This is a genomic window from Candidatus Thermoplasmatota archaeon (genome assembly GCA_035540375.1).
Lineage (GTDB): Archaea > Thermoplasmatota > SW-10-69-26 > JACQPN01 > JAJPHT01 > DATLGO01.
The window spans coordinates 25997-50193 of sequence record DATLGO010000083.1 but is presented as its reverse complement, the minus strand read 5'-3'; the positions used below and the strand labels follow the sequence as shown (position 1 = coordinate 50193).

General features: G+C 73.0%; 16 protein-coding genes. 5 read left to right on the top strand and 11 right to left on the bottom strand.

Annotated features, from left to right (window positions below; all coding sequences use genetic code 11):
- The coding region (locus tag VM889_10100) for an NEW3 domain-containing protein (GenBank protein ID HVL48897.1) at positions 1-747 on the bottom strand (747 nt) is incomplete at its 3' end.
- A 488-nt stretch (positions 748-1235) separates the two neighbouring features.
- A complete protein-coding gene (locus VM889_10095; GenBank protein HVL48896.1) occupies positions 1236-1700 on the bottom strand; it encodes a CARDB domain-containing protein in 465 nt (154 codons plus the stop codon).
- Between the two features lie 130 nt (positions 1701-1830).
- Here VM889_10095 and VM889_10090 point away from each other — a divergent pair, with 130 nt between their 5' ends.
- Positions 1831-2256, top strand: coding sequence for a hypothetical protein (locus VM889_10090; GenBank protein HVL48895.1), 426 nt, complete (start codon positions 1831-1833; stop codon positions 2254-2256).
- A 98-nt stretch (positions 2257-2354) separates the two neighbouring features.
- On the opposite strand, the gene VM889_10085 is transcribed toward VM889_10090, so the two are convergent.
- Together VM889_10085 and VM889_10080 are read right to left on the bottom strand one after the other, a co-directional pair.
- Positions 2355-3809: an RtcB family protein gene (locus VM889_10085; GenBank protein ID HVL48894.1), complete on the bottom strand. Its 1455-nt coding sequence runs from the start codon at positions 3807-3809 to the stop codon at positions 2355-2357.
- Between the two features lie 39 nt (positions 3810-3848).
- Entirely contained in the window at positions 3849-4418 is a 570-nt protein-coding gene (locus tag VM889_10080) for a helix-turn-helix domain-containing protein (GenBank protein ID HVL48893.1), read from the bottom strand.
- 282 nt (positions 4419-4700) lie between these two features.
- Between VM889_10080 and VM889_10075 the strand changes: the two genes are divergently transcribed.
- Positions 4701-4979 (top strand): hypothetical protein, encoded by a 279-nt coding sequence (locus VM889_10075; GenBank protein ID HVL48892.1) that lies wholly within the window; start codon positions 4701-4703, stop codon positions 4977-4979.
- Here VM889_10075 and VM889_10070 read toward each other — a convergent pair.
- On the bottom strand, positions 4976-5392 hold the full coding sequence (locus tag VM889_10070) for an archease (GenBank protein HVL48891.1): 417 nt from the start codon (positions 5390-5392) through the stop codon (positions 4976-4978). The genes VM889_10075 and VM889_10070 overlap by 4 nt on opposite strands.
- 142 nt (positions 5393-5534) lie before the next feature.
- Between VM889_10070 and VM889_10065 the strand changes: the two genes are divergently transcribed.
- Entirely contained in the window at positions 5535-6746 is a 1212-nt protein-coding gene (locus tag VM889_10065; GenBank protein HVL48890.1) for a hypothetical protein, read from the top strand.
- An 84-nt stretch (positions 6747-6830) separates the two neighbouring features.
- On the opposite strand, the gene VM889_10060 is transcribed toward VM889_10065, so the two are convergent.
- Genes VM889_10060 through VM889_10050 form a run of 3 tightly spaced genes read right to left on the bottom strand, consistent with a single transcriptional unit; the run spans position 6831 to position 9327 of the window.
- Complete coding sequence (locus VM889_10060; protein HVL48889.1) at positions 6831-7655, bottom strand: metal ABC transporter permease; 825 nt, start codon at positions 7653-7655, stop codon at positions 6831-6833.
- On the bottom strand, positions 7655-8428 hold the full coding sequence (locus tag VM889_10055; GenBank protein HVL48888.1) for a metal ABC transporter ATP-binding protein: 774 nt from the start codon (positions 8426-8428) through the stop codon (positions 7655-7657). Before VM889_10055 ends, VM889_10060 begins: the two co-directional genes overlap by 1 nt.
- Positions 8428-9327: a zinc ABC transporter substrate-binding protein gene (locus VM889_10050; protein ID HVL48887.1), complete on the bottom strand. Its 900-nt coding sequence runs from the start codon at positions 9325-9327 to the stop codon at positions 8428-8430. Before VM889_10050 ends, VM889_10055 begins: the two co-directional genes overlap by 1 nt.
- 135 nt (positions 9328-9462) lie before the next feature.
- Between VM889_10050 and VM889_10045 the strand changes: the two genes are divergently transcribed.
- Positions 9463-9873 carry a CopG family ribbon-helix-helix protein gene (locus tag VM889_10045; protein HVL48886.1) on the top strand — a complete coding sequence of 137 codons (411 nt, stop codon included), beginning with the start codon at positions 9463-9465 and terminating at the stop codon, positions 9871-9873.
- A 119-nt stretch (positions 9874-9992) separates the two neighbouring features.
- Complete coding sequence (locus VM889_10040; GenBank protein ID HVL48885.1) at positions 9993-18878, top strand: hypothetical protein; 8886 nt, start codon at positions 9993-9995, stop codon at positions 18876-18878.
- A 213-nt stretch (positions 18879-19091) separates the two neighbouring features.
- Here the strand turns inward: VM889_10040 and VM889_10035 are convergent, their stop codons facing one another.
- The 3 genes from VM889_10035 to VM889_10025 form a co-directional block, all read right to left on the bottom strand.
- Positions 19092-19688: a hypothetical protein gene (locus VM889_10035; GenBank protein ID HVL48884.1), complete on the bottom strand. Its 597-nt coding sequence runs from the start codon at positions 19686-19688 to the stop codon at positions 19092-19094.
- A gap of 182 nt (positions 19689-19870) precedes the next feature.
- Positions 19871-20515: a hypothetical protein gene (locus tag VM889_10030; GenBank protein ID HVL48883.1), complete on the bottom strand. Its 645-nt coding sequence runs from the start codon at positions 20513-20515 to the stop codon at positions 19871-19873.
- Positions 20512-24024 (bottom strand): NEW3 domain-containing protein, encoded by a 3513-nt coding sequence (locus VM889_10025; GenBank protein ID HVL48882.1) that lies wholly within the window; start codon positions 24022-24024, stop codon positions 20512-20514. Before VM889_10025 ends, VM889_10030 begins: the two co-directional genes overlap by 4 nt.
- Between the last annotated feature and the right edge of the window lie 173 nt (positions 24025-24197).

The window sequence follows — 24197 nt, the reverse complement described above, 5'->3', positions numbered from 1 at the left end:
CGCCTCGGACGGCGCGTCGGGCGCGACGTGGACGAGCGTCGCGGCCTCGCGGGCAAGGTCGCCCGCGGTCGCGACGACGGCGAGACGCGCCGTCGTGCCGCCCGCGCCCGCGGGAACGGTCGCGAGCGCCTGGACGGTCGCGGCGACGCCCGGGTCGAGGGCGAGGGCGGCCGCGTCGAGCGCGGGCCGCCAGCCGTCGGGCGCGACGGCGTCGAGAAGGACGTGGAGCGGGGTTCCGCCCGTGTTGCGCACCACGAAGGCGGCGACCACGGTCTCCCCGGAGGCCGCGTCGAGCGCGCGCTCGACGGCCTCGATCGCGAGGTCGGGCCGCGGCGCGGGCGCGGGTTGGGAGGGCGACATCGGGGCGACGAGCGCGAGGTCGACCGGCGGCGCGCTGCCGAGCGAGGGGTCGCGCGCGCGGAGCGTCGCGACGTGCCGCGCGCCGGGCGCCGCGCCGTCGGGGAGCGCGAGGCGGACAGCGAAGGCGTCGGACCCGCCGGCGGGGACGCGCAGCGTGGGCGGGTCGATCGAGACCGTCAGGTTGCCCGCGTTGCGGAGGACGTCGAGACGGAGGTCGGCGTCGAGGCGGTGGTGGTTGCGGACGACCACGAGGAATCGCCCCTCGTCGCCCACGCGCTCGGCCGGGTCGGCCTCCGCGCCGAACGAGCCGCCCACCACCTGCGCGGAGGCGGTGGAGGCGAGAAGCGCGAGGACGAGGGCGGCCTCGAGCATCGGTCGGCGCGCCACGTCAAGCCTCCCGCGTCGCAAGCGCGCGGCCGTTCGCGGGGCGCGGGTTGACGGTTCGGGTGTCGCCGCGGGGGGCTACGAAAACGGAAAAGGCCCGCGACCCGCGCGCGGCGGGTCCCCGGGCGCTCCCGTCGAGGAGAGGAAGCGGTCGCGCGCGCGGCGCGGCCGCCCCCGCGTCCGGTACGGCACGGGGACGCGGGGTTTGCGGTCGGAGGGAGTGGGCGCCGGCGCTCCGGAAGGCGGAAGGGCCCTTTCCGGCGAGCGCCGCGGAAACGGAGGGAGGCGGCGCGCGAACGGACGCGGAGGCTTGGTTGTGAGCGGTTGATCGTGGACCGATCGCAGGAAGGACCGCCGGGGGGTCCCGCGTCACGCGTGTCGTGGCACACACGGCCCATGCGTGATCGAAAGCCTCCCGGAGCATTCCGGCACCCGGGACGGACAGTCCCCGGGTGGGGTATAACGTCGTTTGAGCGGTTCTTTGACCGCCGTCACGCGAACCCGACGAGGTCGGCGCCCTCGATGAGGTGGCAGCCGCCGTCGTTGTTCGCCTCGTTCGATTCCGCGATCGTGTTGTGGCCGTCCACCTTGAAGCAGTATTGCGGCGCGGGGACGCTCACCACGACGGTCGCCTGGACGCTTTGCCCCGCAAGGACGGTGCCGATGTTCGGATTGGCGCTGAGCGTCACGCCCACGCCGAAGACGATGAGGACGCGCACGTCGGTCGCATTCGCGTTGCCGAGGTTCGTCACGGTGAGGTTCACCTCGACGCGGTTCGTCGCGGGGGCGAGCGTGGCCTGGTTCAGCGGGTCGGGCTCGTAGGGCTCGCGCTTCGTGAGGATCCAGCGGTAGGCGATGTCGGAGATCGTGAGATCGGGCAGCTTCGGCTCGGCGGTCGCGCCCGCGGCGGGGATCATCGCGACGAGAAGGACGGCGGCGGCGAGGACGGCGCGCATGGCCGGCCCCAGCATCCTGCCGGCATAAACACGTTCAGGTGTCGTGTCGGTCAGGGAACGGCCCGTTGGGCCGCGCCCCGCCCAATTCCGAGGCCAGAAGTCCTGGGCCGACCTCCTTGGGTCGAAGACCATGCGCACCCTCATCCTCGCGCTCGTGAGCCTGCTGACGATGGCCCCCCTCGCGGCGGCGGAGTATTACGAAGGCAAGCCCGACTGTCCGCCCGACCGGTTCTGTACGACCTCCGCCGGTTCCGAGGAGCCGCAGCCGTACGGCGACGAAGAGTGCATCGAATGCAGCAAGCCCGTCGACGACTCCTCCTCGGGCGACAACCTCACCCGCGGCGAGGGCTCGTGCATGGACGGAAGCGCGGAGTACGCCTGCCGCGGCGACGTGCAGTACCTCGACGGCTCGGGCCCGAAGAACGATCAGGAGGTCGACACGACGTCGGCCAAGAAGGACGTCCGCAGCCAGGACCTCGCGGTCCCCGGCGTCGCCCTCGCGGCGGTCGCGGCGGCCATCGGCCTTGTCGCGATCCTCGTCTCGCGCCGCCCCTGAGCCTGAACACGACCCGTCGCCCGCGACACACCGGCGGGTCCGGTCACCCCACGGCCCCGCCGATCCGCGTCTCTCCGGCGGATCGGCGGGCCGTCATCTCATCCCTTGACGCAGCCGATCGGCGCCATGCGCGCGACCTTGCGCCCGATGCCCGCGCCGTGGCAGACGTCGACGACGTCGCTCACGTTCTTGTAGGCGTCCGGTGCCTCCTCGGCCGCGACGCGCGCGCTCGCCGCTTTCACGATGATGCCGCGCGCCTCGAGCCCCCGGATCACGTCCTCCCCGCGCCACGCCTTCGCGGCGGCCGTGCGCGACTTCACGCGGCCCGCGCCGTGGCAGGCGCTTCCGAAGCTTTCCCGCATCGCCTGGTCCGTTCCCGCGAGCACGTAGCTCGACGTGCCCATGTCGCCGGGGACGAGCACCGGCTGCCCGACCGCGCGGTAGAGCGGGGGAACGTCGGGATGGCCCGGCGCGAACGCGCGCGTCGCGCCCTTGCGGTGCACGTACACCTTGCGGCGGCGCCCGTCGACCTCGTGCTCCTCGAGCTTCGCGATGTTGTGCGAGACGTCGTACACGAGGCGCATGCCCATCGCCTCGGGGTCGCGCTGGAAAACCGCGTGGAAGCCCTCGCGCACCCAGTGCGTGATGAGCTGGCGGTTCGTCCACGCGAAGTTCGCGCCCGCGCACATGGCCGCGTAGTAGTCCTCGCCTTCACGCGAGTTCGCGGGCGTCGCCGCGAGCTGGCGATCGACGAGCGCGATGCGGTAGCGCTCGGCGGCGCGCTCCATCCTGTCGAGGTAGTCGGTGCAGATCTGGTGGCCCGCGCCGCGCGAGCCGCAGTGGATCATGACGCACACCTGGCCGGGCTCGGTGAGGCCGTACGCGCGCGCGGTCGCCTCGTCGAAGATCTGGTCGACGCGCTGGATCTCGAGGAAATGGTTCCCGCCGCCGAGGCTTCCCACCTGCGGCGCGCCGCGCTCGACGGCCTTGTCGGAGACCTTGTCGGGGTTCGCGCCGGGCATTGTGCCGCGGTGCTCGATGTGCTCGAGGTCGTCCTTCCAGCCGTAGCCCTGGCCGATCGCCCACGCGGCGCCTTCCATGAAGACGTCGCGCGTGTCGCCTTTCGAGAGGCGCACGCGCGCCTTGGAGCCCACGCCCGATGGCACGAGGCGGAAGAGCGTGTCGACGAGCTCGCGGAGGCGCGGGCGGACCTCGCGCTCCGTGAGGTCGGTGCGGATGAGGCGGACGCCGCAGTTGATGTCGAAGCCGACGCCGCCCGGGGAGAGCACGCCCTCCTCGGCGTCGAACGCCGCGACGCCGCCGATCGGAAAGCCGTAGCCCCAGTGGATGTCGGGCATCGCGAGGCTTTCGCCGACGATGCCGGGAAGCGTCGCGACGTTCGCGACCTGCTCGACGGCGTTGTCGGACGCAAGGTCCGAAATCATGGCTTCGCTCGCGAAGATCTTGCCCGGGACGCGCATGCCGGGCTTCTCGCCCACGGGGATCCGCAGGCGCCAGGGGTCGATCCGCTCGAGCTTGCCGGTCCAGGGCATCGAGGCCGAGACGGGGGCTTCGGGATTAAGGATTTGGGCTCAGGTCCGCGCGCCCCGGTCCGCTTCCGCGACCATCCGTTCGGCGCGGGCCAGGATGATGGGGAGGGCCGGGGACGCCGTAAGCTGCTTGTAGCGCGTCGCCGACGCCGAGGAGACGAGGCCCGCGGCGGTGAGCTGCTTCAGGTTGTAGTACACCATCCGCGGGGACGCGCCCGTCCTCAGGAAGATCTCCCCGATCGAGCAGCCGGGGCGGTCGACGATCACGCGGGCGATCCTCCTCGCCGTGGGCGTGCTGAGCAGGACGAGATGCCGCGTGTCCGGCGGGGCCGTCGCGGAGGGAGCCGTAGGATAGATGAGGCGCCGACGGCCGGACGCCATCGTCGTGACGAGGCCCGCGCGCTCAAGGACCTGAAGATGATGATAGACGGTTCCCGAACCATACGGGAGCCGCGTGATGAGCACGCCGAGCGGGATCCCCGGCGAGCGCTCCACGACCTCGAGGATGGCGCGGCGGGGGAGGCTTCTCGTGAGGGACGTCCGCAGGTCCTCGACGGGCACGGGCTGGGGCGCCGCGAAGAGGGCCGACAGATGATCGAAGAGCGTTCCCACGGTCTTCCTCCTCGGTCCACCATGGACGAAGGACCATGAAAAGCTTAGCGCTCGGCGATCCGGCGGGGTCGAGCGCCCATGGGAAAGGGAGGGTCCCCCGCAAGAAGCGCAGCGAGGGCCCCGGGGACGATCGCGGAACGGAGGTCGAAGCGACCGGCCCGCGCGCGGCATGGGCCTCGCGAAATCATATCCGTATTGGCGGGACCGCGTAAAAATCGACCGCGTCGCAGCACCGGTGGGGCCATATAGGGGCAAACGTCTGCCCGCCACGGCACTTTTTCCATGCCCCCGAAACCCACGGGCATCGACGAGGGGCTCCTGCACGATATCCGGGACGCCATCGTCGAGGAGCTCCTCAAGTCCAGCCGTCCCGTCACGCTCAAGGAGATGGAGCGCGCCGCCCTCACGGCGGTCGAGCGCGGGGGCGGCGGCGTCAGCGCGACGAAGGTCCGCGAGGCCACAAAGTGGGTCCAGTCGCACCTCGAGGACGAGGGCGACCTGAACCCGGTCGCGGGCGGCTTCGAGATGAGCCCGCGCGGCCGCGGCCGCTGGCTCCGCTAGATGTCCACGACGACTTCCACGCGCGGCGGCGACGCGACGATGCGCATGTCGTGGTAGGTCACCGCCTTCACCTCGTGGATGGGGCCATGCCGTTCGGCCGCGTAGGCCTCGCCCTCGGCGACGCCCTCGAGGCTCAACCCGTCGGGCGCGACGTCGCAGCGGAACCGCGAGAAGACGAGGAGGTCCCGCTGATGGTGGAAGAGGAGCGTCTCGAGCCAGGCGTGGAGGAGCCGCTCGGGCGTCGTTTCGGCGAGAACGAAGCGGAAGGCGCCGACGGGCCGCGCCGTCTCCATCTCGGTCATGTAGGCGAAGAGGCCGCGCGCGGCCTCCTCGAAGGCCTCGCCCAGGGTCGCGCCCCAGGCGTGGATCGCGAGGTCCGCGGTATGGTCGACGTGCTCGAATCCGCGGGCCATGCGGGGGGAGCGGAGGTCCCGGAGATAAACCGGGCGGCTTCGCTCCGGCGGCCGCTCCGGGCGGCCTCTTGTCCCTCACCGGGGTGACATGGCGGAGGATATACCGCCACAGGGGTCATGCCGTCCCGGGAGGCCCGAGTTGGTGTCGCGCCGCGGAATCATGACTGTCGCCGTGATCGGTCTTGTGATCATGGCCCCTGGGCTCGCGTTCGCACAGGTCTACAGCGAGCTGGGCGTTCAGACCGAGCAGGTCGTCGAAGGCCACAACGTGTACACGGTGATGCAGGCCGTCGTGAACCGGAACATCACCGGTGTCACCGTCCTCGCGCGCGAGATCGTGATGGCGCAGGGCAAGCTCTGGTTCAACGACCAGTACCTGCTCCGCCCGGACCAGGTCCAGGCGACGCTCAACACGACGAACTCCGGTCTCGTCGAATGCGGCTACAAGATGAACAACACGCAGTACGGCTGCGTCCGCTACCCCTGCGGCGGCGCCGTCGCCGCGGTGCAGGCGGGCCACCCGTCGCCCGGGGCGGCCGCGAAGCGCACGGAGTACATCGAGTCCTACTACGTCACGGACCCGAACGACCACACGTTCATCGTCGACAAGTACCGCAAGGTCGCCGAGCGCAACCCCAACTACCAGGGTCGCGGCGAAGACCTCGAGAAGTTCTTCACCGACCGCAACCTGCCCCCGCCGGAGCAGTACACGAACAAGTGGTTCGTGTGGGTCGCGAACCTGCGCGGAAGCCCCGTCTTCGTCGCGGACGACGGCAACTCGAACTGCAACCCGTTCATCGACAACCCGTCCGCGGGCTACTACGAGCCCACCAACCCCGGAAACAACGGCGGCGCCTCGTACTGCTACGACGGCAACCCCGCCCTCTTCGGCGAGACGCCCGGCGGCGGGTGCGCCTACGACGCCTACAACTCGACCTTCGACAAGTCGACGAAGGTCCAGTACCACAACTACCGCCGGTACAACGCCGAGCTGGTCTTCTACATGGAGGACTTCGTGAGCGGCTTCACGCCCAACTACGCGAAGACCACCGTGAAGGGCGGCAAGCTCCACGGCAACGCGTCCGACGACACCAACGGCTGCGAATCGCAGGCCGGCGGCGCGAAGCCCTGGACGGAATGGTACTGTCCGAGCGGCAACGACAACAAGGAGGGCAACTCGCACCCGTTCAATCCGACGGACAACGGCGGCGGGAAGCTCAAGGACCACGCGCACGACACCGCGTTCGTGGACCTCTACTGGTACGGCTCGTCGCGCCCTGCGCCCGAGCCCGCAGTCCGCAACTACCGGATCTTCGACGTGGAAGGCAGCGGCGCGCCGTTCCACCTCCAGTAGGCCAGCGATTCGAACACGCCCCGGAGGGTCGGGAGCCCCCGATCCCGGCCCTCCGCGGTCATCTTCTCGTGATTTTCCGTCCGATCACGCCGCGCGCCGCGTGGCCGCGTACGCCGCCGTCGCGAGCGTGTAGAGGACGAGGGCCGCAAGCGCGATGGCGGCGCCCGCCGCGACGTCGAGCGCGAGGCTCGCCCAGAGCCCGAGCGCGACGGAGGCGAGGCCGAAGGCGATCGAGAGCGCGAGCGCCGCGCGGAAGCTCTTTGCGAGCCGGAGGCCCGTCGCGGCCGGGACGATGATGAGGGCGCCGACGAGGAGGACCCCGACGACGCGCGCGGCGAGGACGACGGAGGCCGCGGTGAGGATGCTGAAGAGGTACCCCATCGATCGGACGGGGAGGCCCGCGACGCGCGCCGCCTCCTCGTCGAAGGCGAGGTAGAGCAGCTCCTTGTAGAGCGCGAGGATCACGAGGATGACGCCCGCGGCAAGCGCGAGGACGACGAGGACGTCCTCCTCGCTCACGGCGAGGATGCTGCCGAAGAGGTACGTCGAGATGCCGCCCGTGATGCCGCGGCCGTGGCTCACGAGCGCGATGCCGAGCGCGAGGCCGCCCGTGAAGAACAGCCCGATCGCGACGTCGCTTTTCGCGAGGCCCCGTTCGCGCAGGAGCTGGATGCCGACGGCGCCGAGGGCCGCCGCGACGAGCGCCATCTCGAGCGGCGCCCAACCGACGAGGAGGGCGAGCGCGATGCCCGCGAAGCTGATGTGCGCGAGACCGTCCGAGAGGAGCGCCTGGCCGCGCAGGAGCATGAAGACGCCGAGCACCGCGCAGGTCACCGCGACGAACGCGCCCGCAAGGAGCGCGCGCTGCATGAATTCGTACGAGAACGCCTCCGCGAGGCCCGCGACCATCAGGCTTCGCCTCCGGGATGCACGCCCGTCCGGGCGTGACGGATGTCGAAGCCGTAGGCGCCCGAGAGCGCGCCCTCCTCGCGGAAGGCCGCGGGCGTCCCGTCGAAAACGATGCGGCGGTTCACGACGACGACGCGGTGCGCCGTCTCGGCGATGGCCTCCGCGTCGTGGCTCACGAGGACGATCGTGATCTCGTGGTCGTGGTTCAGGTGGTCGAGCAGCTCGTAGAACTCCGCGCGCGCGCCGGGATCGACGCCCGTCGTCGGCTCGTCCATGATGAGGAGGTCGGGATCCGAGGCGAGCGCCTTCGCGAGGAGCACGCGCTGCCGCTCGCCCCCCGAAAGCGTCCCGACGAGGCGGCCGGCGAGCTTCTCGACGCCCACCTCGCGCATCGCGCCGAGCGCCTTCGCGCGGTCGCCCGCGGTGAGCGGCCGGAAGAGCCCGCGCTTCGGAACCCTCCCGAGGAGCGCGATCTCGAGCGCGGTCGCGGGAAACTGCGCATCGACCTGGCTCGCGTTCTGCGGCACGAACGCGATGCGGCTCCAGTCCGTGAAGTCGTGGACGGGCGATCCGAAGAGCTTGGACTCGCCGCGCCGGATCGGCGCAAGTCCCAGGAGCGCGCGCAGGAGCGTGCTCTTGCCCGCGCCGTTGGGACCCACCACGCCCACGAACTCCCCCGCGGCGATCGTGAGGCTCGCGTCCTCGAGCGCGCGTTCGCGACCGTACTCCACGGTGACGCCGCGCGCCTCGATCGTCGGGGGCTTGACCGCCATCAGGCGCACTCCATCGCGTGCCGCAGGGCCGCGAGATTCTGCCGCATGATCGAGAAGTAGTCCTCGCCGCGCGCGGCCTCCTCGTCCGTGAGGCCCTCGATCGGATTGAGCACGCGCGCCTCCCCGCCGATCTCGTTCGCGATCACCTGCGCGACCTTCGGCGAGACGAGCGTCTCGAAGAAGATGACGGTGATGTTCTCGCGGCGCGCGAGGTCGGAGGCGGCCCGGACGGCCTCCGCGGATGGCTCGGCCTCGGGCTCGAGGCCGCTCACGCTGTGCTCGGTGAAGTTGTACCGCGCCGCGACGTAGCCGAAGGCCGCGTGCGTCGTGATGATCGCGCGCTTCTTGCACATGGCGAGGCCCGCCTCGTACGCGTCGGCGAGCGTCGCGAGGTCGGCGGCGAGGGTCGCGGCGCGCGCGCGGTGCGCGGTCGCGTTCGCGGGGTCCGCGGCCTCGATCGCCGCGAGCGCGTTCTTCGCCTCCTCGGCGAAAAGCACGGGGTCGAGCCACACGTGCGGGTCGTCGACCTCCTCGCCCTCCTCGATGGCCTTGCGGAGGTCGATGCCCTCCGTCACCGTCGCGACCGGCACCCCGCGCTTCGCCGTCGCCGTCGCGACCTCGCTCGCGAAGCCTTCGAGGTCGGCGCCGTGGAGAAGGACGAGGCGGGCGGCGCCGAGGCGCGCGACGTCGCTCGGCCGGAGGTCGTACTCGTGCGGCTCGACGCCCGCGGAGACGAGCACGCCCACGGCGAGGTCGTCGCCCGCGATGCGCTCGGCGAGGAACTGGACGGGGTAGAACGAGGCGACGATGTCGTCGCGCGGCGCGGGCGCGGGGCCGACGCAACCGGCGGCGACGAGGACGACGGCGACGAGGGCGAGGCGGGAAGGCATGGAGGCCATGAGCGTCCAGCCTGGCGGCGTTTATGAATCTTCCTTGTTGCTCGCAATGGCCACGGCCGTTCTCCGCAACCGTTGTGAAAGGTCGGGGTCGCCGTTCACAGGAGGCTTGATGTTCCTAGGAATCATGAAAGCCTTGTGAGCGTTTTCAGCGTGAGCCTCCCGGACCCCCTCGTCGCCCAGGTGGACGACCTCATCGCGGGCGGCGGCTACGCCGGCCGCAGCGACGTGGTGCGGGCGGCCCTGCGCCACCTCATCGCGACCCTCGCGGCGCAGGGCGGCGGCGGGCGCGGCCCGCGCACGGCGACGGTGACGGCGGTCTACGAGGAGAACTCCCGCCGCGTCCTCGAGCTGCGCCATGCGCATGCGCGCATCATCCGGAGCGCCATCCACAGCCACGGGGGCGGCAACTGCGTCGAGGTGTTCCTCGTCGAGGGCCCGGCCGCGGCCGTGCGGCAGTTCACGGACGAGCTGCGAGGCCTCCGGGACACGCTCATGGTGCACGTGGCGTACACGGACACGATCGGGGCCCACGATCCCGCCCACTGACGTCGCACCGGACGCACACGGGTCTTCCGCGCCGTGCGCGCCGCCGGGGGCGGCGATTTCACAGCGTGCCTCCAATGCGCTTATCGTTTTGCACTCGAACTGTCGCCGACGGAGGCCTCATGTCGACCGCGCCGATCGCAGGATCCCGCCCCCGGTCGGCCGGCCCCGCCGGTCGGGTCGTCCTCCTCGTCCTGCTCCTGCTGCATCCCGCCCTCGCCGCCGCGGGCGGGACCCCGGTCCGGGAGGCGGGTTCTCCGCTCCCGGCCCTCCTGGGGGAGGACCTCGCCCTCGGCGCGACGACGGTCTCCGGGCTGCTCGGCGCGCCCCGTTCGCCCTTCGCGAACGGCGGATGGAGCGCCTGGTTCGAGGCGCTCGGTCGACCGGCGACGGAGGCCGAACGCGCGGCCCTCGCCCGATTCGCGTTCGACCATCCGGCCGTCGCCGCCGAGGTCGAGCGCCTCGCGGGCGGCGTCGCCCGCGCGCGGACGCTTCGCGACCAGGCCTTTGCCGCCGCGACCGCCGAAGACCTCGACCGCGCGCTTAGCGAGGCCGCGACCGGGGAGGGGGACCCGTTCGCGGCGATCGACCTCGACGCGCTGCTGGAGGCCGCCCGCGTCGCGCACGCCGCCGTCGAGGCGGCGCGGCGTGCCCTTCCGGCGGCGCAGGCGGCCGACCGCGCAAGGCTGGCAAGCCCCCCGCTCGACCCTGGCGCGGACGTGGACCTCGTCCTGCGGAAGCTCGCGGGCGGGGCGACCGCCGTCTCCCGCGCCGACCCTGTCGAGGGCGTCCCTCCCGACCTCGCCCATCCCCTCGGGCGCCTCCTCGAGGCCGCCGGCCGCGACGGCGGGGCGCGTCTCGCCGCCACGCTCGCGGCCGAGTGGCCGCGGCTCCTGCGCGCGGGCGCGAACGCCTCGCTCGCCGCGGATGCTCCGAACTTCCACGCGCTGCTCGAAGCGGCCGTCGCGGCGCGGCCGCCCGCGCTCGAGGTCGACCTCGCCGAAGCCCTCGCGCGCCTGCGCCGCGAGCCGGACGCCCCCTCCGCGGCGACCCGCGCCGACGCGTCCGATCTCGAGAGGCTCCTCGGGTCGGATCTCGCGGCGGCGGTCGGGCGTCTCCTCCGCGCCCTCGCCGCCCATCGCGACGCGGCCACGCCCGACGCATCGGAGCGCTTCGCGGCCCTGCTCGCCGCGGACGGCCCCCTCACCCGCGACGAGGCGATCCTCCTGCGCGAAGGCGTCGCCGGGATCGGGGCCCGCCGCGAACGCGTCCTCGAGGCCTCGGCCGGGGTCGTCGCGGAGGCGCGCGCGCTCGCGCTCGTCGGCGCCGCCCGCGTCCCCGCGACCACCCTCGGCGCGCCCGGCGTCCTGTACAACGATGGCCTGATCGTCATCCTCGGCGCCGACGCGACGCACGTGACGCGCGACGTCCTGCCCTTCGCGCCCGCCCTGCTCCTCGACCTCGGCGGCGACGACGTCTACGAAGCCCCGCTTGCGGGGCTCGATCTCGCGGGCCCGACCCTCAGGACGCCCGTCGACGCCGCCATGCTCCGCTCCTCGGTCGCGATCGACCTCGGCGGGAACGATCGCTACCGCGCCGTCGAGCCGTTCACGCTCGGCGCGGCGCGCGGACGCCCCGGGGCGCCCGCGCTCGGCCTCCTCGTGGACGCGGCCGGAAGCGACGTCTACGACGGCGGCGAGCTCGCGCTCGCCCACGGCGTCGACGCGGTGGGGATGACGATCGACCTCCTCGGCGCGGACCGCTACCAATCCTCGGGTCCCCTCGGTCGCGCGCGCACGACCGACGTGGCCTCGTTCGCGACCGGCCTCCTCGTCGACGTCTCGGGAAACGACACGTACCGCGGAAGCGGATTCTCCGCGCTCCACGACGCGTCGCCCGCGAGCGCGACGTTCGCGGGCCTCGCGGACCTCGGCGGGGACGACCGGTACAACGGGACCTGCCCTGCGCCTCCCGCGGCCTGCTTCGGCCTCCCCCGGCCGGAGACGGCCTCGGGGGCGCGCGGCGTCGCGCTCTTCCTCGACGCCGCGGGCGTCGACGCGTTCCCGCGCGCGAACGACCCCGCGCCTGTCGCCGCCCTCTCGCCGGGACGGGAGCGCGCGGTGGTCGTCCACCTCGGCCCGCGCGTCCAGACCGTGGGCGACGGGGACGGCGACCTCGTCCCCGACGGCGTGGACACGTCGCCCGACCCCGACCCCGCCACGTCCGACCGCGACGACGACCGCGTTCCGGACCTGATCGAGGCCCTCCTCGGCTCGGATCCGAACCGGCCGGGCGACGCCGTCGTCGCGACGCCGCTCACGCCGCGCGACGACGGCCTTCTCGTCCACGTGCCGGGGCGGCTCGCCGTCGGCCTCGCCGGCGCGCCGAGCCGGTTCGATCGCCCCGCCCTCCTGACGATCGACCTGGGTCTCGACGACGCCGACGCGTACGGAAACAACACGGCCGTCGGCGGGGTCTCGATCGATCTCGGGGGCAACGATCGCTACGAGGCGGGAGAGCACGGCGTCCTCGCAGCGGGGCGGGGATTCCTCCTCGACCTTGCGGGCGACGACGCTTACCTCGCGCGCGACATCGCCCACGCGTCGGGCGCAAGCTCGTACGGCGTCCTCCTGGACGCGGCGGGCCGCGACCGCTATGTCGTAAGGAACGCCGCGGTCGCGACCGCGGGCTTCGCGGCGCTCCTCGATCTCGACGGCGACGATGATCACGAGGCCCGCCTGCAGGCGCGCGCCGAGGCCTCCGGCCGGAGCGCCTTCATCGACCTCGGAGGAAACGACCGTTACGTGATCGTGGTGGACACCCTGGCGGAGAACGAGGACCTCCGACAATCCTCGGGACCGGGCGTCGCGCTCTTCGCCGATCTCGGCGGATCCGACGTGTACGCGGTGTCGGCCCCGAACGCGTCCCGGGACGCGTCGCCCGCGCGCAACAATCGCGTCCGGACGGCATCGCAGGCCATCTTCATCGACGTCGCGCGGCCGGGGGAGGACGGCGACGGCGACGGCCCGCTCGCGGGCGACGTCCTCGAAGCGCTCGCCGGGACGGACGCGCAGGACCCTTCGGATCGACCCGTGGGCGGAACCGGTTTCGTGCTCCGGCTGCCCGCCGCGGGGCTCGCGGTCGGCGACGCGACGCCGACCCTCTACGAGGCCGACGTGGACTACGCCATGATCGTCGACCTCGGCGGCAACGACGTCTACCGGAACCGGGCGGGGGGCTCGACCCCGACGCACCCCGTGGCGGTGGCGCTCGACCTCGCGGGCGACGACCTCTACCGCTACGAGGGGGCCTCGCCCGTCGGCGGACGGGCCCCCGCCGGGACGAGCGTCGCCGTCGCGGGAACGCAGGGGGCGGGCGTGCTGGGCGTCGGCCTCCTCCATGACGCCGCCGGACGCGACCGTTTCGAGGCGACGGTGAACGCGAGCCGATGCGCCGCGTGCGTCGGCGCCCGCGCCGTGTACGGCGCCGCCCAAGGGGCCGGGGTGCTCGGCATCGGCGTGCTCGTCGTCGCCGGGGACGGCGCCGCCTCCTTCCTCGTGCGGCTCGAGAACGACACGGTGACCGCTCCCCCGGCGCTCGCGCGCGCCCACGCCCAGGGCGCCGCCCTCGGAGGCGTCGGCCTCCTCGAGCGGCGCGGTTCGGCCCCGGACGACTACGCGATCGCGCTCGGGCCCGGCGTCCGCGCGCCGGACGCCGCGGCAAGCGGCCAGGGGTACGGCGCGGCCGGATGGGGCGTCCTCCTCGACCACGGCGGAGAAAACACGCTCACCGCCGGACGGCTCGCGCAGGGGGCCGGCGAGACCCACATCGCGGGCGCGCCCGCTTCGTACGAGAGCGCGGTCGCGGCGCTCGGGCCCTTCTCGCCCGGCGTCACCGTCGGTCTCCTCGCGCTCGCGGGCGCGGGCGCGGACACGCTCCGCGCCGAGAACGAGTCGCAGGGCTTCGCCCGCAACGGAGCCGTCGGCGTCCTCTTCGACGCGGACGGCGACGACGTCCGGGTCCTCGTCCCGCGGGAATTTTCGCCGGGGCACGGTCAGGCCGCGGCGCTCAAGGGCGGCGTCGCGCTCCTCTACGACGGCAGCGGTCGCGACCTCACGAGATCCGCCGCGCGGGGCGCGCCCGATCGCGTCCAGGCCTACGCGCGCGAAGGCATGGCCATCCTCGTCGACGCAAGCGGCGACGACACCTACGAAGCCGGCACGGAGGCGCAGGCGTTCGTCGCCGTGCCCGCCGCCTCGAACGTCGCGACGAGCGCGACGCTCGTCGATCGCGCGGGGCACGACGCGTACCTCCTTTCGCCCGGCGGGCGCGGCCAGGCGTCGCTCTCCGTCCTTCCCGGGGCTTCCGGTCTCGGTTTCGCCTTCTTCGTCGATGGCGCCGGGCTCGATCGCTACCGGGGCGACAATCCCGCGTGGACGAACGCGGTCGCCGCGTCGGCGCGTCCCTCGTCGGGTCGCGAGGGCTGGTTCTGGAAACAGGAGGCGTCGACCGCGCTCGGGAGGTTCGCGGCGTTCGGTCTCGACGCCGCCGCCACGGGGCAGGCCGCGGACGCGCTCGCCTCCGTCCTCTCGCCCGCCATCTCCGTCCGGCTCGACGTGGGCGGCGCGACCGAGGGTCCCCTCTCCGGCGAGAGCCTCCTCGAAGCGAGGATCGAGGGCGCGCTCGCGGCGATGGCGCCGCAGCTCGTGGACCGCGTCGAGTTCGCGATCGATGGCGTGCGCCTCGCGGACGGCGTCCGTTCGGGCTCGCGGTGGGTCGCGGCGTGGCCCACCGACGCGCGGGACGGGGATGGGCGCAGGCGTTTCGACGACGGCGCCCATGGGGTGACGGCTTCGGCCTATCCGCGCGCGCGGATCGCGGCCGGCCCCGCTTCCCTGCCGGCCGCGCCGGACCTCGAACCCTGGCGCGCCTTCCGATCCGTCGTGGTCGACAACGGACCGCGCGCGGTCGCGCCCGTCGTCCCGCGGGCCCTCTCGAGCGCGAACGGCCCCGTCGAGCTCGCGCTCCTCGTGGAGCGCGACGTCGAGGATCACGGGTGCCTGAGATGCGGGGACGAGCCGCTCGCGAGGCCCGGTCCGGACGAATGGATCGCGATGCCGCGCCCCGCCTTCGTCGACCCCCCCGCGGAAGCCTGCGCGTCGTCGGATTGCTCGACCGTCCCGAGCGGCGTCTCGGCCGCGGGAGCCGTCCATCTGACCTGGGCGCCGCCCGCGACGCGAGGCGAGACGGTCGTCGGCTACGACGTCTTGCGGCGCAACGCCACGGGCGCCTTCGAGATCGTGGGGCACGTCGACGCGCGCGCTCCCGCCCTGCGCTTCCGGGACGGCGCGCCCGGGGCCTCCCCGGCGACGCACCGCATCGACGTCGTCCGGATCACCGAGCACGGGCTCGAGACGACGCCGGGCGCCGCCGTCGCGACGGTCGTGAGCGCGACGCTTCCGGGACCCGCGACCGGCCTCGCCTCCGCCTCGGCCGCGACCCGGGTCCGTCTCGCCTGGAACGCGGGCGCGCTCGCGGAATCGTACGATCTCTACCGGACGCGGCTCGACACGCTCGCGCGCGAGAAGATCGCGAACGTCGAAGCCACGTCGCACGTCGACGCGCCGCCCACGGACGTCGACCTCGTCTACGAGGTGGTCGCGCTCGGCCAGGGGGGAACCGCCTCGCCCGTCGCGGCGCCGACCGTGCCCGCCCGCGCGAGCCCGGGACATCGGGTGAACGTCTCGCTCGTGGGCGCGGGCGCGACGATCCCGATCGCCGAGGAACAGCTTGCGCAGGGTTGGGCGCGCGTGACGTGGAACCTTTCCGGCGTGCCCCCCGGAACCTACGCGCTCTCGACGAACCTCACGGACCTGTCGGGTCGCAGCCATCGCGTTCTCGAGCCCCTCCTTGTCGATCCCGTGGCCCCGCGGACCACGATCGACCTCCCGCCGAGCCTTGGGGCCGCGGCCGTCAACGGGTCGACGCTCAACGTTCCCTTCACGGTCGAGGACGCGGGCTCGGGCGTGACCCGCACGGTCGTGTACGCGCGTCTCGCGCCAGCCGAGGCCCCGGGGCAGGGAGCGTGGTCTCGCCTGGCGCTCGTCGAGTGGGCGGCGAACGGAAGCGCGCCCCTGCGCGCGACGGGCAACGTGACCCTCGCGGGCGCGCGGGACGGTTTCGCGCTGAGCGTGTTCGCGGTGAGCGAAGACGCCGCCGGAAACGTGGAAGGCCTCCCTCCGGGGGTCCGCCCGTGGCCCGCGACGGAGAACGAGCTCCGCGACGGCGTGTCCGCGGCCCTCGTCGCCGGTCGTTGGACGACGCGACCCATCGACCTGCGTGCGCCCTCGATCGTCGCATCGCCCGCGCGTCACGACGTCCGACCGGGAACGCCCGTCCCGTTCCAGGTCCTCGCCTTCGATGACGGGCTCGGGCTCGCGAGCGTCACCCTCGCGGTGGGAGGCGACGAGATCGCGATGTCGCCGCGCGGATCGGGCCGCCACGAAGCGATATGGACGGCCGACGCCGAGGGCGTTCACGTGGCCGTCGCGCGGGCGGTCGACGCCGCCGGCAACGTGCGCGAGGCGACCGCGGGAATCGTTGCGGTGGACGGCTCGCCGCCCGTGATCGAGGAGGCCTGGATCGAGTTCGGGTCGGGTCGCGTCAAGGGTCACGCTGGCGAGCGCGCCCGTCTCCTCGCGCGCGTCGCGGACGACGTCGCAGAACCCGCGGCCATCGCCGTGACCGCCGACGTGTCCTCGGTGTCCAGGGCCCGAGCGGCGGTCCTCGTTTGGGACCCGGTCGAGCGCGTCCATCGATCGGAATACTTCACGGTGGATCGCCTCGCAGAAAACGCGTCCGCGCGCGTCGCGGTCACGGCCGTCGACCGGATGGGTCACGCGGCGAGCGCGGTCGTCGCCGTCTCGGTCGATGGGACCCGCGTCGCCGCGACGACGCCCACGGTCGTCGAGCGCGGCCCCACCTGGCTCGTCGTGGAGTGGATCACCGACGTTCCCGCGCGCGGCGCCGTCGAATACGGCGAGACGATCCGCCTCGGAGATCGGACGCCGATCGGCGTCGAGAGCCGCACGCATCGTGTCCGCGTGACCGGTCTCGAGCCCGAGCGCAGCCTTCACCTCAGGACCCTCTCGATCGGGCCCGGGGGCATCGAGACGCTTTCGGACATCCTCGAGACCGCGACGGGCTCCGGGCTCGACGTTTCGCTCGTCGTCGGCCAGGCGGTCTCGCGAGGGCCCTTCGCCGTCCTCGCGAACGTTTCGCGCCACGACGGATCCGACGCCCGGGCCGTGATCGACGTCGTGGCTCGATCGCCGCGCGGCGTCGAGCGCGTTCTCGCCCGCGGCGCGCCGAACGGCGCGCCCGTCGCCGTCGATCTCGGCGACGCGTGGGACGGCGTGCACGCCGTCTTCGCGCGCGCGAGCGACGGGCGGTATCGCGGCGAGAGCGCGGCCGTCGCCGTGGTGCTCGACCGGGAAGCGCCCGTCGTGCGCGCGTCGCGCGCGCTCGTTCTCGCTCCCGGCGCATGGGCCTTGGTCGAAGTCGAGGAGCGCGGAAGCGGCTTCGACCTCGAGGCGATCGACTGGACGTTCGACGGCGCGCGATGCGCGCCCCTTCGTCTGGGCGACCTGCTCCGCTGTCGCGTTCCCCCCCTCGCGGGCGAGGAGGCCCGCATGGAGCTCCGCGTTCCCGACCGCGCCGGCAACGTGGCGACCCTCGATCGCCGCGCTCCGGTCGAGCGCGCGGGCCTCGCGGTCGTTGCGTCCTCGCTTGCGAACGGAGCGGGCGGCGCGGCCCTCGCCCCCGGCGGGCTTGCGCGGCTCGAGGTGGCGCTCGCGCGGGACGTCTCCGACGGCGTCGTCGCGGATCTTTCCGCGCTCGGCGGCTCCGACCGGACCGCGCTTGCCCGGACGGGGCCGGGACGTTACCTCCTCGAGCATCCCGTACCGGCGTCGCTTCCCGACGCCGAGGTCGCGATCCCGTACCGCGTCGTCGACGGGGAGGACGTCGTCGAGGGCATCGCGCGCGCCCGCGTGGACGGAACGCCGCCCCGCATCGTGCTGGCCGAGGTCCACGAGGCGCGCGCCTCCGCGATCGGCATCCTGCTCGTGACGGACGAGCCGACGCACGCGCTTCTGCGCGCGAGCGGCCGCGAAGCGCGCTCGTCTTCGCCGGCCACGCACCACTGGCTCGACCTCGAAGGTCTCGGGGCGGGACGCGAGCATGTCGTCGCCCTGGAGGTCGCGGACGAAGCCGGTCACGCCGCGAGCGCCACGCTGCGCGCCCGCACGACGCCGGACACCGCGCCCCCGTCGTCCGTCGAGCGTCTCATCGCGACCTACCTGGGCGCCGGGCGGGTCGGGCTGCGCTGGGACGCCGCGACGGACGACGTCGGCGTCGTGGCCTACCGCCTCACCACGTCCTCCGGCCCCGTCCTCGTGAACGGGACCTCGACCGTCGCGACGCTTTCGCCGGGACGTCACGTCGTGCGCGTCGAGGCCGTCGACGCCGCGGGTCTCGCGGGCGCGCCCGCGCTCGTGCCGGTGGAGGTGCCGCGCGAACCGCGGCTTGCGGGCGGACGCGTCGAGCCCCGCCTCGCGGGACCGGGTATCTACGCGTTCAGGATCGACGCGAGCGACGCTGCGGACGCCGACATCGTCGTCCTGGTGGACGGCGCGCCCCACCGGATGGAGCGCGAGGACCCCTCGTGCTCCAGCCCCTGTTCGTACGTCGCGCGGGTTTCCGTCGGACCGGAGACGATCGCTTCGGGTTCCCACCGTTTCTCGTTCCTCGCAACGGGTCCCGACTGGACCGTCGGGTACCCTGCGGACGGCCGCGCGCTTGCGGGACCCGTGGTCGTGCTCGGCCTGTCGAGTCCTTCGACGTCGACCCAGAGCTTCGCCGCCCGCCCCACGCCGCTCGGGACGGAAGCGTTGGTCGCCCTGGCGATCGGATGGATTCTCGCGCGACCGCGACGTCGCGATCGATGAGGGCGAAAAGCGCGGCGGGAAACGGACGCCGAACGCGCCCGATCGGCCGCCCGAAGCGATCGTGCGCCCGGGGCCCCCGGGTGGCTCGCATCGGGATTCAGCCCGCGGCAAGGCTCGGCGCGGGCCCTGCGGTCGAGGTCTGGAATAGACTAAAAAAGCCCCCGGAACCGAGCGCGGCGTCGGGGGCGTGGGAACCCCGGCCTTGCGGCCGGGCTATTCGATCGTGTAGGCGCGGCCCACCGCGGTCACGTCGACGCTCGTCCGGGCCGCGCCGGGGAAGGCGGGGTGGGCGGTGTGTCCGATGAACGTGGACGCCTTGAGGTCGGTCAGGACCGTCCCTTCGGGCATCGCGAAATTGCCCGCCGTCGGGCGCGGGGAAACGAGGCGGACCACGTCGTTCGCGGCGTCGAGCTCGATCCGGCTGCCCGTCATGGTCGACGACGCGTACGTGCCGATGCCGTAGGCCGACATCCCGAAGGCGACGCCCGCGGGCGTCCAGGTGTTGGCGTAGGCGACGGTTCCCTCGATGTTGAACGGGAGGTCGCGGATCTTGCCGTCGATGCGCCAGTGGTACCGATATTCGGCCCCCGTGGCGTCGAGAAGCGGTTGCCGGAGCGTGAGGTCCGTGACCTGGATGTGGAAGGTGACGCTGCTCGCTTCGTTCGTCACCCAGACCTTGCGGATGTCGAGATCCAACGACGGCGTGTCGGCCGGGTCGGTGATTTCGGGGTTTTGCGGGGTTCCCGCGAGGACCGCGGGCGCGCTCACCGTGAGCGCGAGGGCAATAGCAAGAATGGCTCGGATGTTCATGACTCAGCCTCCGGGTAGTGAACCCGGATTCTCGGAGGATTTGCGCGCAATTATAGTTTTCGCGCAGAGGTCGGGCGAAGCGCGTTTTCGCGCGAGCGCTTCGCGACGCTCGCCAACGTAGATGGGAGCAAAAAACAGGCTGGAAGGCGTTCTCCTCCCAGCCTGGGAATCGCGGTACGGACCTACTGGAGATAGACGAGGCCCTGGATGGCCGTCGACGCGTCGTAGACGCCCTTCTCCACGTCGATCGTGCCCACGAAGATGGCGTAGGTGGTCTTCACCGCGGCGCCGGGGTCGTTGTAGATGTCGCAGGTGCCGTTCGTGGTGAGCGAGAGGCTGCCCGCGAGCGAGGTGAGGCCCGTCGTGCAGACGTCCACGATGTCGCTGCCGTCGGAGCGGCAGAATCCGTCGCCGTCGAAGTCGACGCAGGCGATCCAGACGGGCGGGGTGGGCGCGCGGAACTCCTGGGCGCGGAGCGTCACAATGTCGCCCGTGTCGTCGCCCGAGGCGGTCTCCCACGGGAAGCACGCGCCTCCGACGCCCGTGGGCGTGTCCTCGGAGAAGGTCACCTGGGGCGGAAGGAGCGGAATCGTGCGGACGAGCACCTGCGCCACGCAGTCGGGTCGGCCGAAGTCCGCCTTCACGTCGAATTTGATCTTCGCGCCGTACTGCTTGTCGTGGAAATGGGCCGCCGCGAGGCCGGGGCCGGCGTAGGCGTGCTGGTCGCTCTGCGGGTGCGCCTCGGACGCGAGGGTCGCGGGCGCGAAGCCGATGAAGATCGCGAGAGCGAGCAGGGTCGTCACGAGCGTTCTCGAGTTGTGGATCACGGTTTTGCCTCCCTGAGGGGTGGAAGGGCATGGTCGTGCCAGGATATGTCGGCATTGGAGGGCATGTGTGAAAAGCGCCGCATCCGCCCCGCAAGGAGCGTCGCGGCCACGACCGCGGCGAGCCCCACGGCGGGAACCGGGCGGGCCGTCCCGCCCGCGGCCACCTCGATGGGAACATCGTGGAACCGCCCGTCGGCGTCGACGCGCAGCCGACCTTCGCCGGGCGCGGCGAGGATCGCGCGCGCCTCGCCACCGGCGGCGATGCGCTGGAGGACGAGGCGATCGACGAGGGTTCCATCCCGCACGAACTCGATCGCGACCGCGTGGGCGTCGGCCGACCCCGAGTTCCGGACGACGACGACGATGGTGGCCCCGTCGGGCTCCGCCTCGACCACCTCGAGCGAGACGGTGCGGACGTCGACCGCGAGCGCGCCCGACCCGGTCCGCGCCGAGAGCGGAAGGGACGCAGGCCCTTCGACGCCCGCGGGGGCCGCGACCAGGATCCGGCCGCGCGCGACGCCGCCGACCGGAAGGATGGACGCCGGCGCGTCCCACGTCACGTTCCAACCGGGCCTCTCCTCGAAGGCGGGAGGGAGCGCGAGCGGAACGTTGCCGGTGTTGTGCACGTCCACCTCGAGCGCGCTCACGCGTCCCGCGAGGACGATCGGCTGACCCAGCGCCTCGAACGCGAGCGCCGGGCGCCGCGGCACGGAAAGATTGACGCTCGCCGCGATGGCGGCCCCCCCGTCGACGGCGAGGTGGACGCCGATCGCGTGGACGCCCGGGTCGGTCGTGGCGGCGAGGGCGACGTCGAGCCCGATGCGCGCGCTCCCGTCGCGGGGCACCGTCGCGGCGCTCTGCACGAGCGCGGTCGCGCCCGCGGGCAGCCGGCGCGGCACGATCCGCAACGATTCGTTCCCGTTGCCGCGGTTTTCAACCTCGAAGACGATCGACGCGCGATTGTCGGCGTCGACGGCGACGAGGGTCGGCGCGTCGACGATCTCGAGGTCCCGTCGAACGCCCGCGAGCGCGAGAAGGTCGATCGCCTCGCTCGACACGGGGTCGCCGACGAAGGTCGGGATCGTCCGCGCCGTGAACCGGAGCTCCGCGCGGTCGGTCCGCGCCGCGGTCTCGGGAACGGCGACCGTCACGTTGAACGTCACCGACTTCTGCGGGGGGATGCCCGACAGCTCGTCGATTTCGTAGGCGCCGAACCGGATCACGGGAGCCCGCCATCCGGGAGGGCGCGCCGCCGTCACGTTGAACGAGGCGCCGATGGCGTCGCCTCCCCGGTTCGTCAAGGTCACGCGGAAATCGGCCGACGCCCCCGGCGGAATCTCGAGCGTCTGGGACGCGACCTCGAGCGCGATGCGGACATCCGGCCGGATCCGCACGATGCCGGCGATCTTCGCCGTCGCGCTTGCGTCCGATCTCGAGACCGCGACGATCTCGAGGACGCTCTGGGTGGCGTTCTCCGCGGGAGCCCGAATGACGAGCGGGATCTCGCGGACCTCTCCCGCTTCGAGATCGAGGGACAACGACGACGTCCCGGATCCGAGGAGGCTCGTCCAGTCGCTCGAGATCGCCCTTGCGACGACCGTGATCGTGTCGCGCACCGTCGCGAGATTGCGGATCGCGACGGTGGCCCGCCGCTCGTCGCCCGCGTCGAACGTGAAGACGCGGCTGCGCGGCCCGTGCTCCCGATCGAACCACAGGTCGACGCCGAAGGTCGCGCGGACGAGCGTCACGAGGGGAACGCGATCCTCGACGAGGCTGTTCGACGCCGAGGTCGCGGCGACCGACAACGCGAGTCGCGCCCCTTCGCGCGCGTCCTCAGGCGGGGTCACGGTCACGACGATCTCCCGCGACTCGCCTCCCGCGAGGGTGACGACGCTCCTCGAAAGCGCGACGCGCCATCCCTCGGGGGCGGGCGGCGTCGCGAGGCGGACGGTATCCTGCACCGGCGCGCCGCGATGGTCGCGGGCGAGATTCGTGACGACGAGCCGGAAGGTTGCGGGTATCCCGGGCCCCGCGAGGCCGACGAGCGGCTCGGCCGCCTCCGCCGCCGGGGCGAGGTTCACGAGATGACCCCGGTACTGCGCCGGGCCGACGATGGCGGTCCGCCCGAGCGAATCGTCGATGCCCGCGAAGTAGTAACCCTGCTCGACCGGCACCACGGCGACGGGCTTCGTGGCCCGGAGGATGGCGGGACGGTCGTGGCTGGCTTCGATGCCGTGGCGGTCGCCCGCGCCGAGGCCGACCTTCGCCGGCGCGGTCCCGGCCCGCTCGATCGTCACGGTCGTCGCGGGATGGAAGGCGAGCACATCCACGGGCCAGCTCGTCTCGAAGGTCATGCCCCCGTCGCCGCCGAGCGGCGTGCGCAACCGTTCCTGCGCGCCGAGCGGACGCGACGGACCGCCGAAGGCGGCGAGCGTTCCGGATGCCACGGCGTCGGCCGTCCGCGAGCCCGTCGCGTGGACGAGCACGGGGCAGCGGGTCGCGCGCACGACAGCGCGGGCCGGTTCGCCGGGCGCGGCCTCCTCGCTGCGGGTCGAGGGCTGGCCCGTCCCATCGGTGGGCAGGACGAGGTTGCCCGACAGGAAATCGCGTCCCCTGAACCACGTGGGCGCGTCCCGCGCCGTCACGAGAACCTCGCCGAAGCCGACGGTCATGCCGTCTGCGTGGCATCGGGGATCGCGCGCGAGCGAGGCCGGCGCCGTCCCGGGCCCCGCGAAGCCCACGAGGCGGCTCCCGACCGGCGCGCCGTCGACGGACGGAAGCTGCGTCTTGCCTTCGTCGGCGGGCCACGCGAAGACGAGGACCGGCGCATCCGCCTCGAGGTTTGCGATGGCCGCCGAGCCGCCCGCCGGGACGACCTGGACCCGTCCGCCGTGCACGGCGTAGCGCGAGCTTCCTTCGACCACGTTCGCCGTTTCCCGCGGCGCGAGCACGAGGTGTCCCGTCGAGCCGGGCTCGAACGCGAACGTCCGGCCGAGGAGGCCGCCCTCGGCGCTCGGGACGGGGCCCATCACGCCCTTGACCGGATCCGCGCCGTAGGCGATGATGGGTTTGTCCGCGTCGATGCGCACGAGGGCCGCTTCGTTTCCGACGTTCACGCTTCGGACCGATCCGGCCTCGACGTCGAAGGTCCCGAGCCCGACGGGGCGCGCTCCGACGTAGGCCGAGACGGTCGCGCGCGTCCCGTCCTCGAGGCCGAGGAGCCGGACGGTCGATGCGGCCCCGAAGAGCGTCGTGCCGCGGCTGATCCAATGCCGCGCCGCAAGCGGCGCCGCGGCGCGCTCGTCGTGCTCGGCGGGCGTCTTGGCGCCGTTCGCGCGCGTATCGAAGTAGACCATGAAGACCCGCGAAGCGCCCGCGGGCGTCGCGCCCGGAAGGACCCATTCGACGTGGATCTCGGGCGAGAGTCGGGGGTCGTGGTGCCCCGATCGCCCCCGGAATCCGGCGGTCGCTCTCGAAGGGACCTCGCGGTCGCCTTCGACCACGCGCACCGACGAAGCCTCGAGGTCGAACGCCTGGAGCCGCGTCCGACCGCCCGACGACGCCGAGGGCCACCCCGCGGTCACGAGGGCCGCGGCGACGTCGAGATCGATCCCGACGGTCGCGTCGTGGACGGCGCGCGTGTGCGGGTTGGTGATCGTGACGGGAATCCGCAGATGCCAGC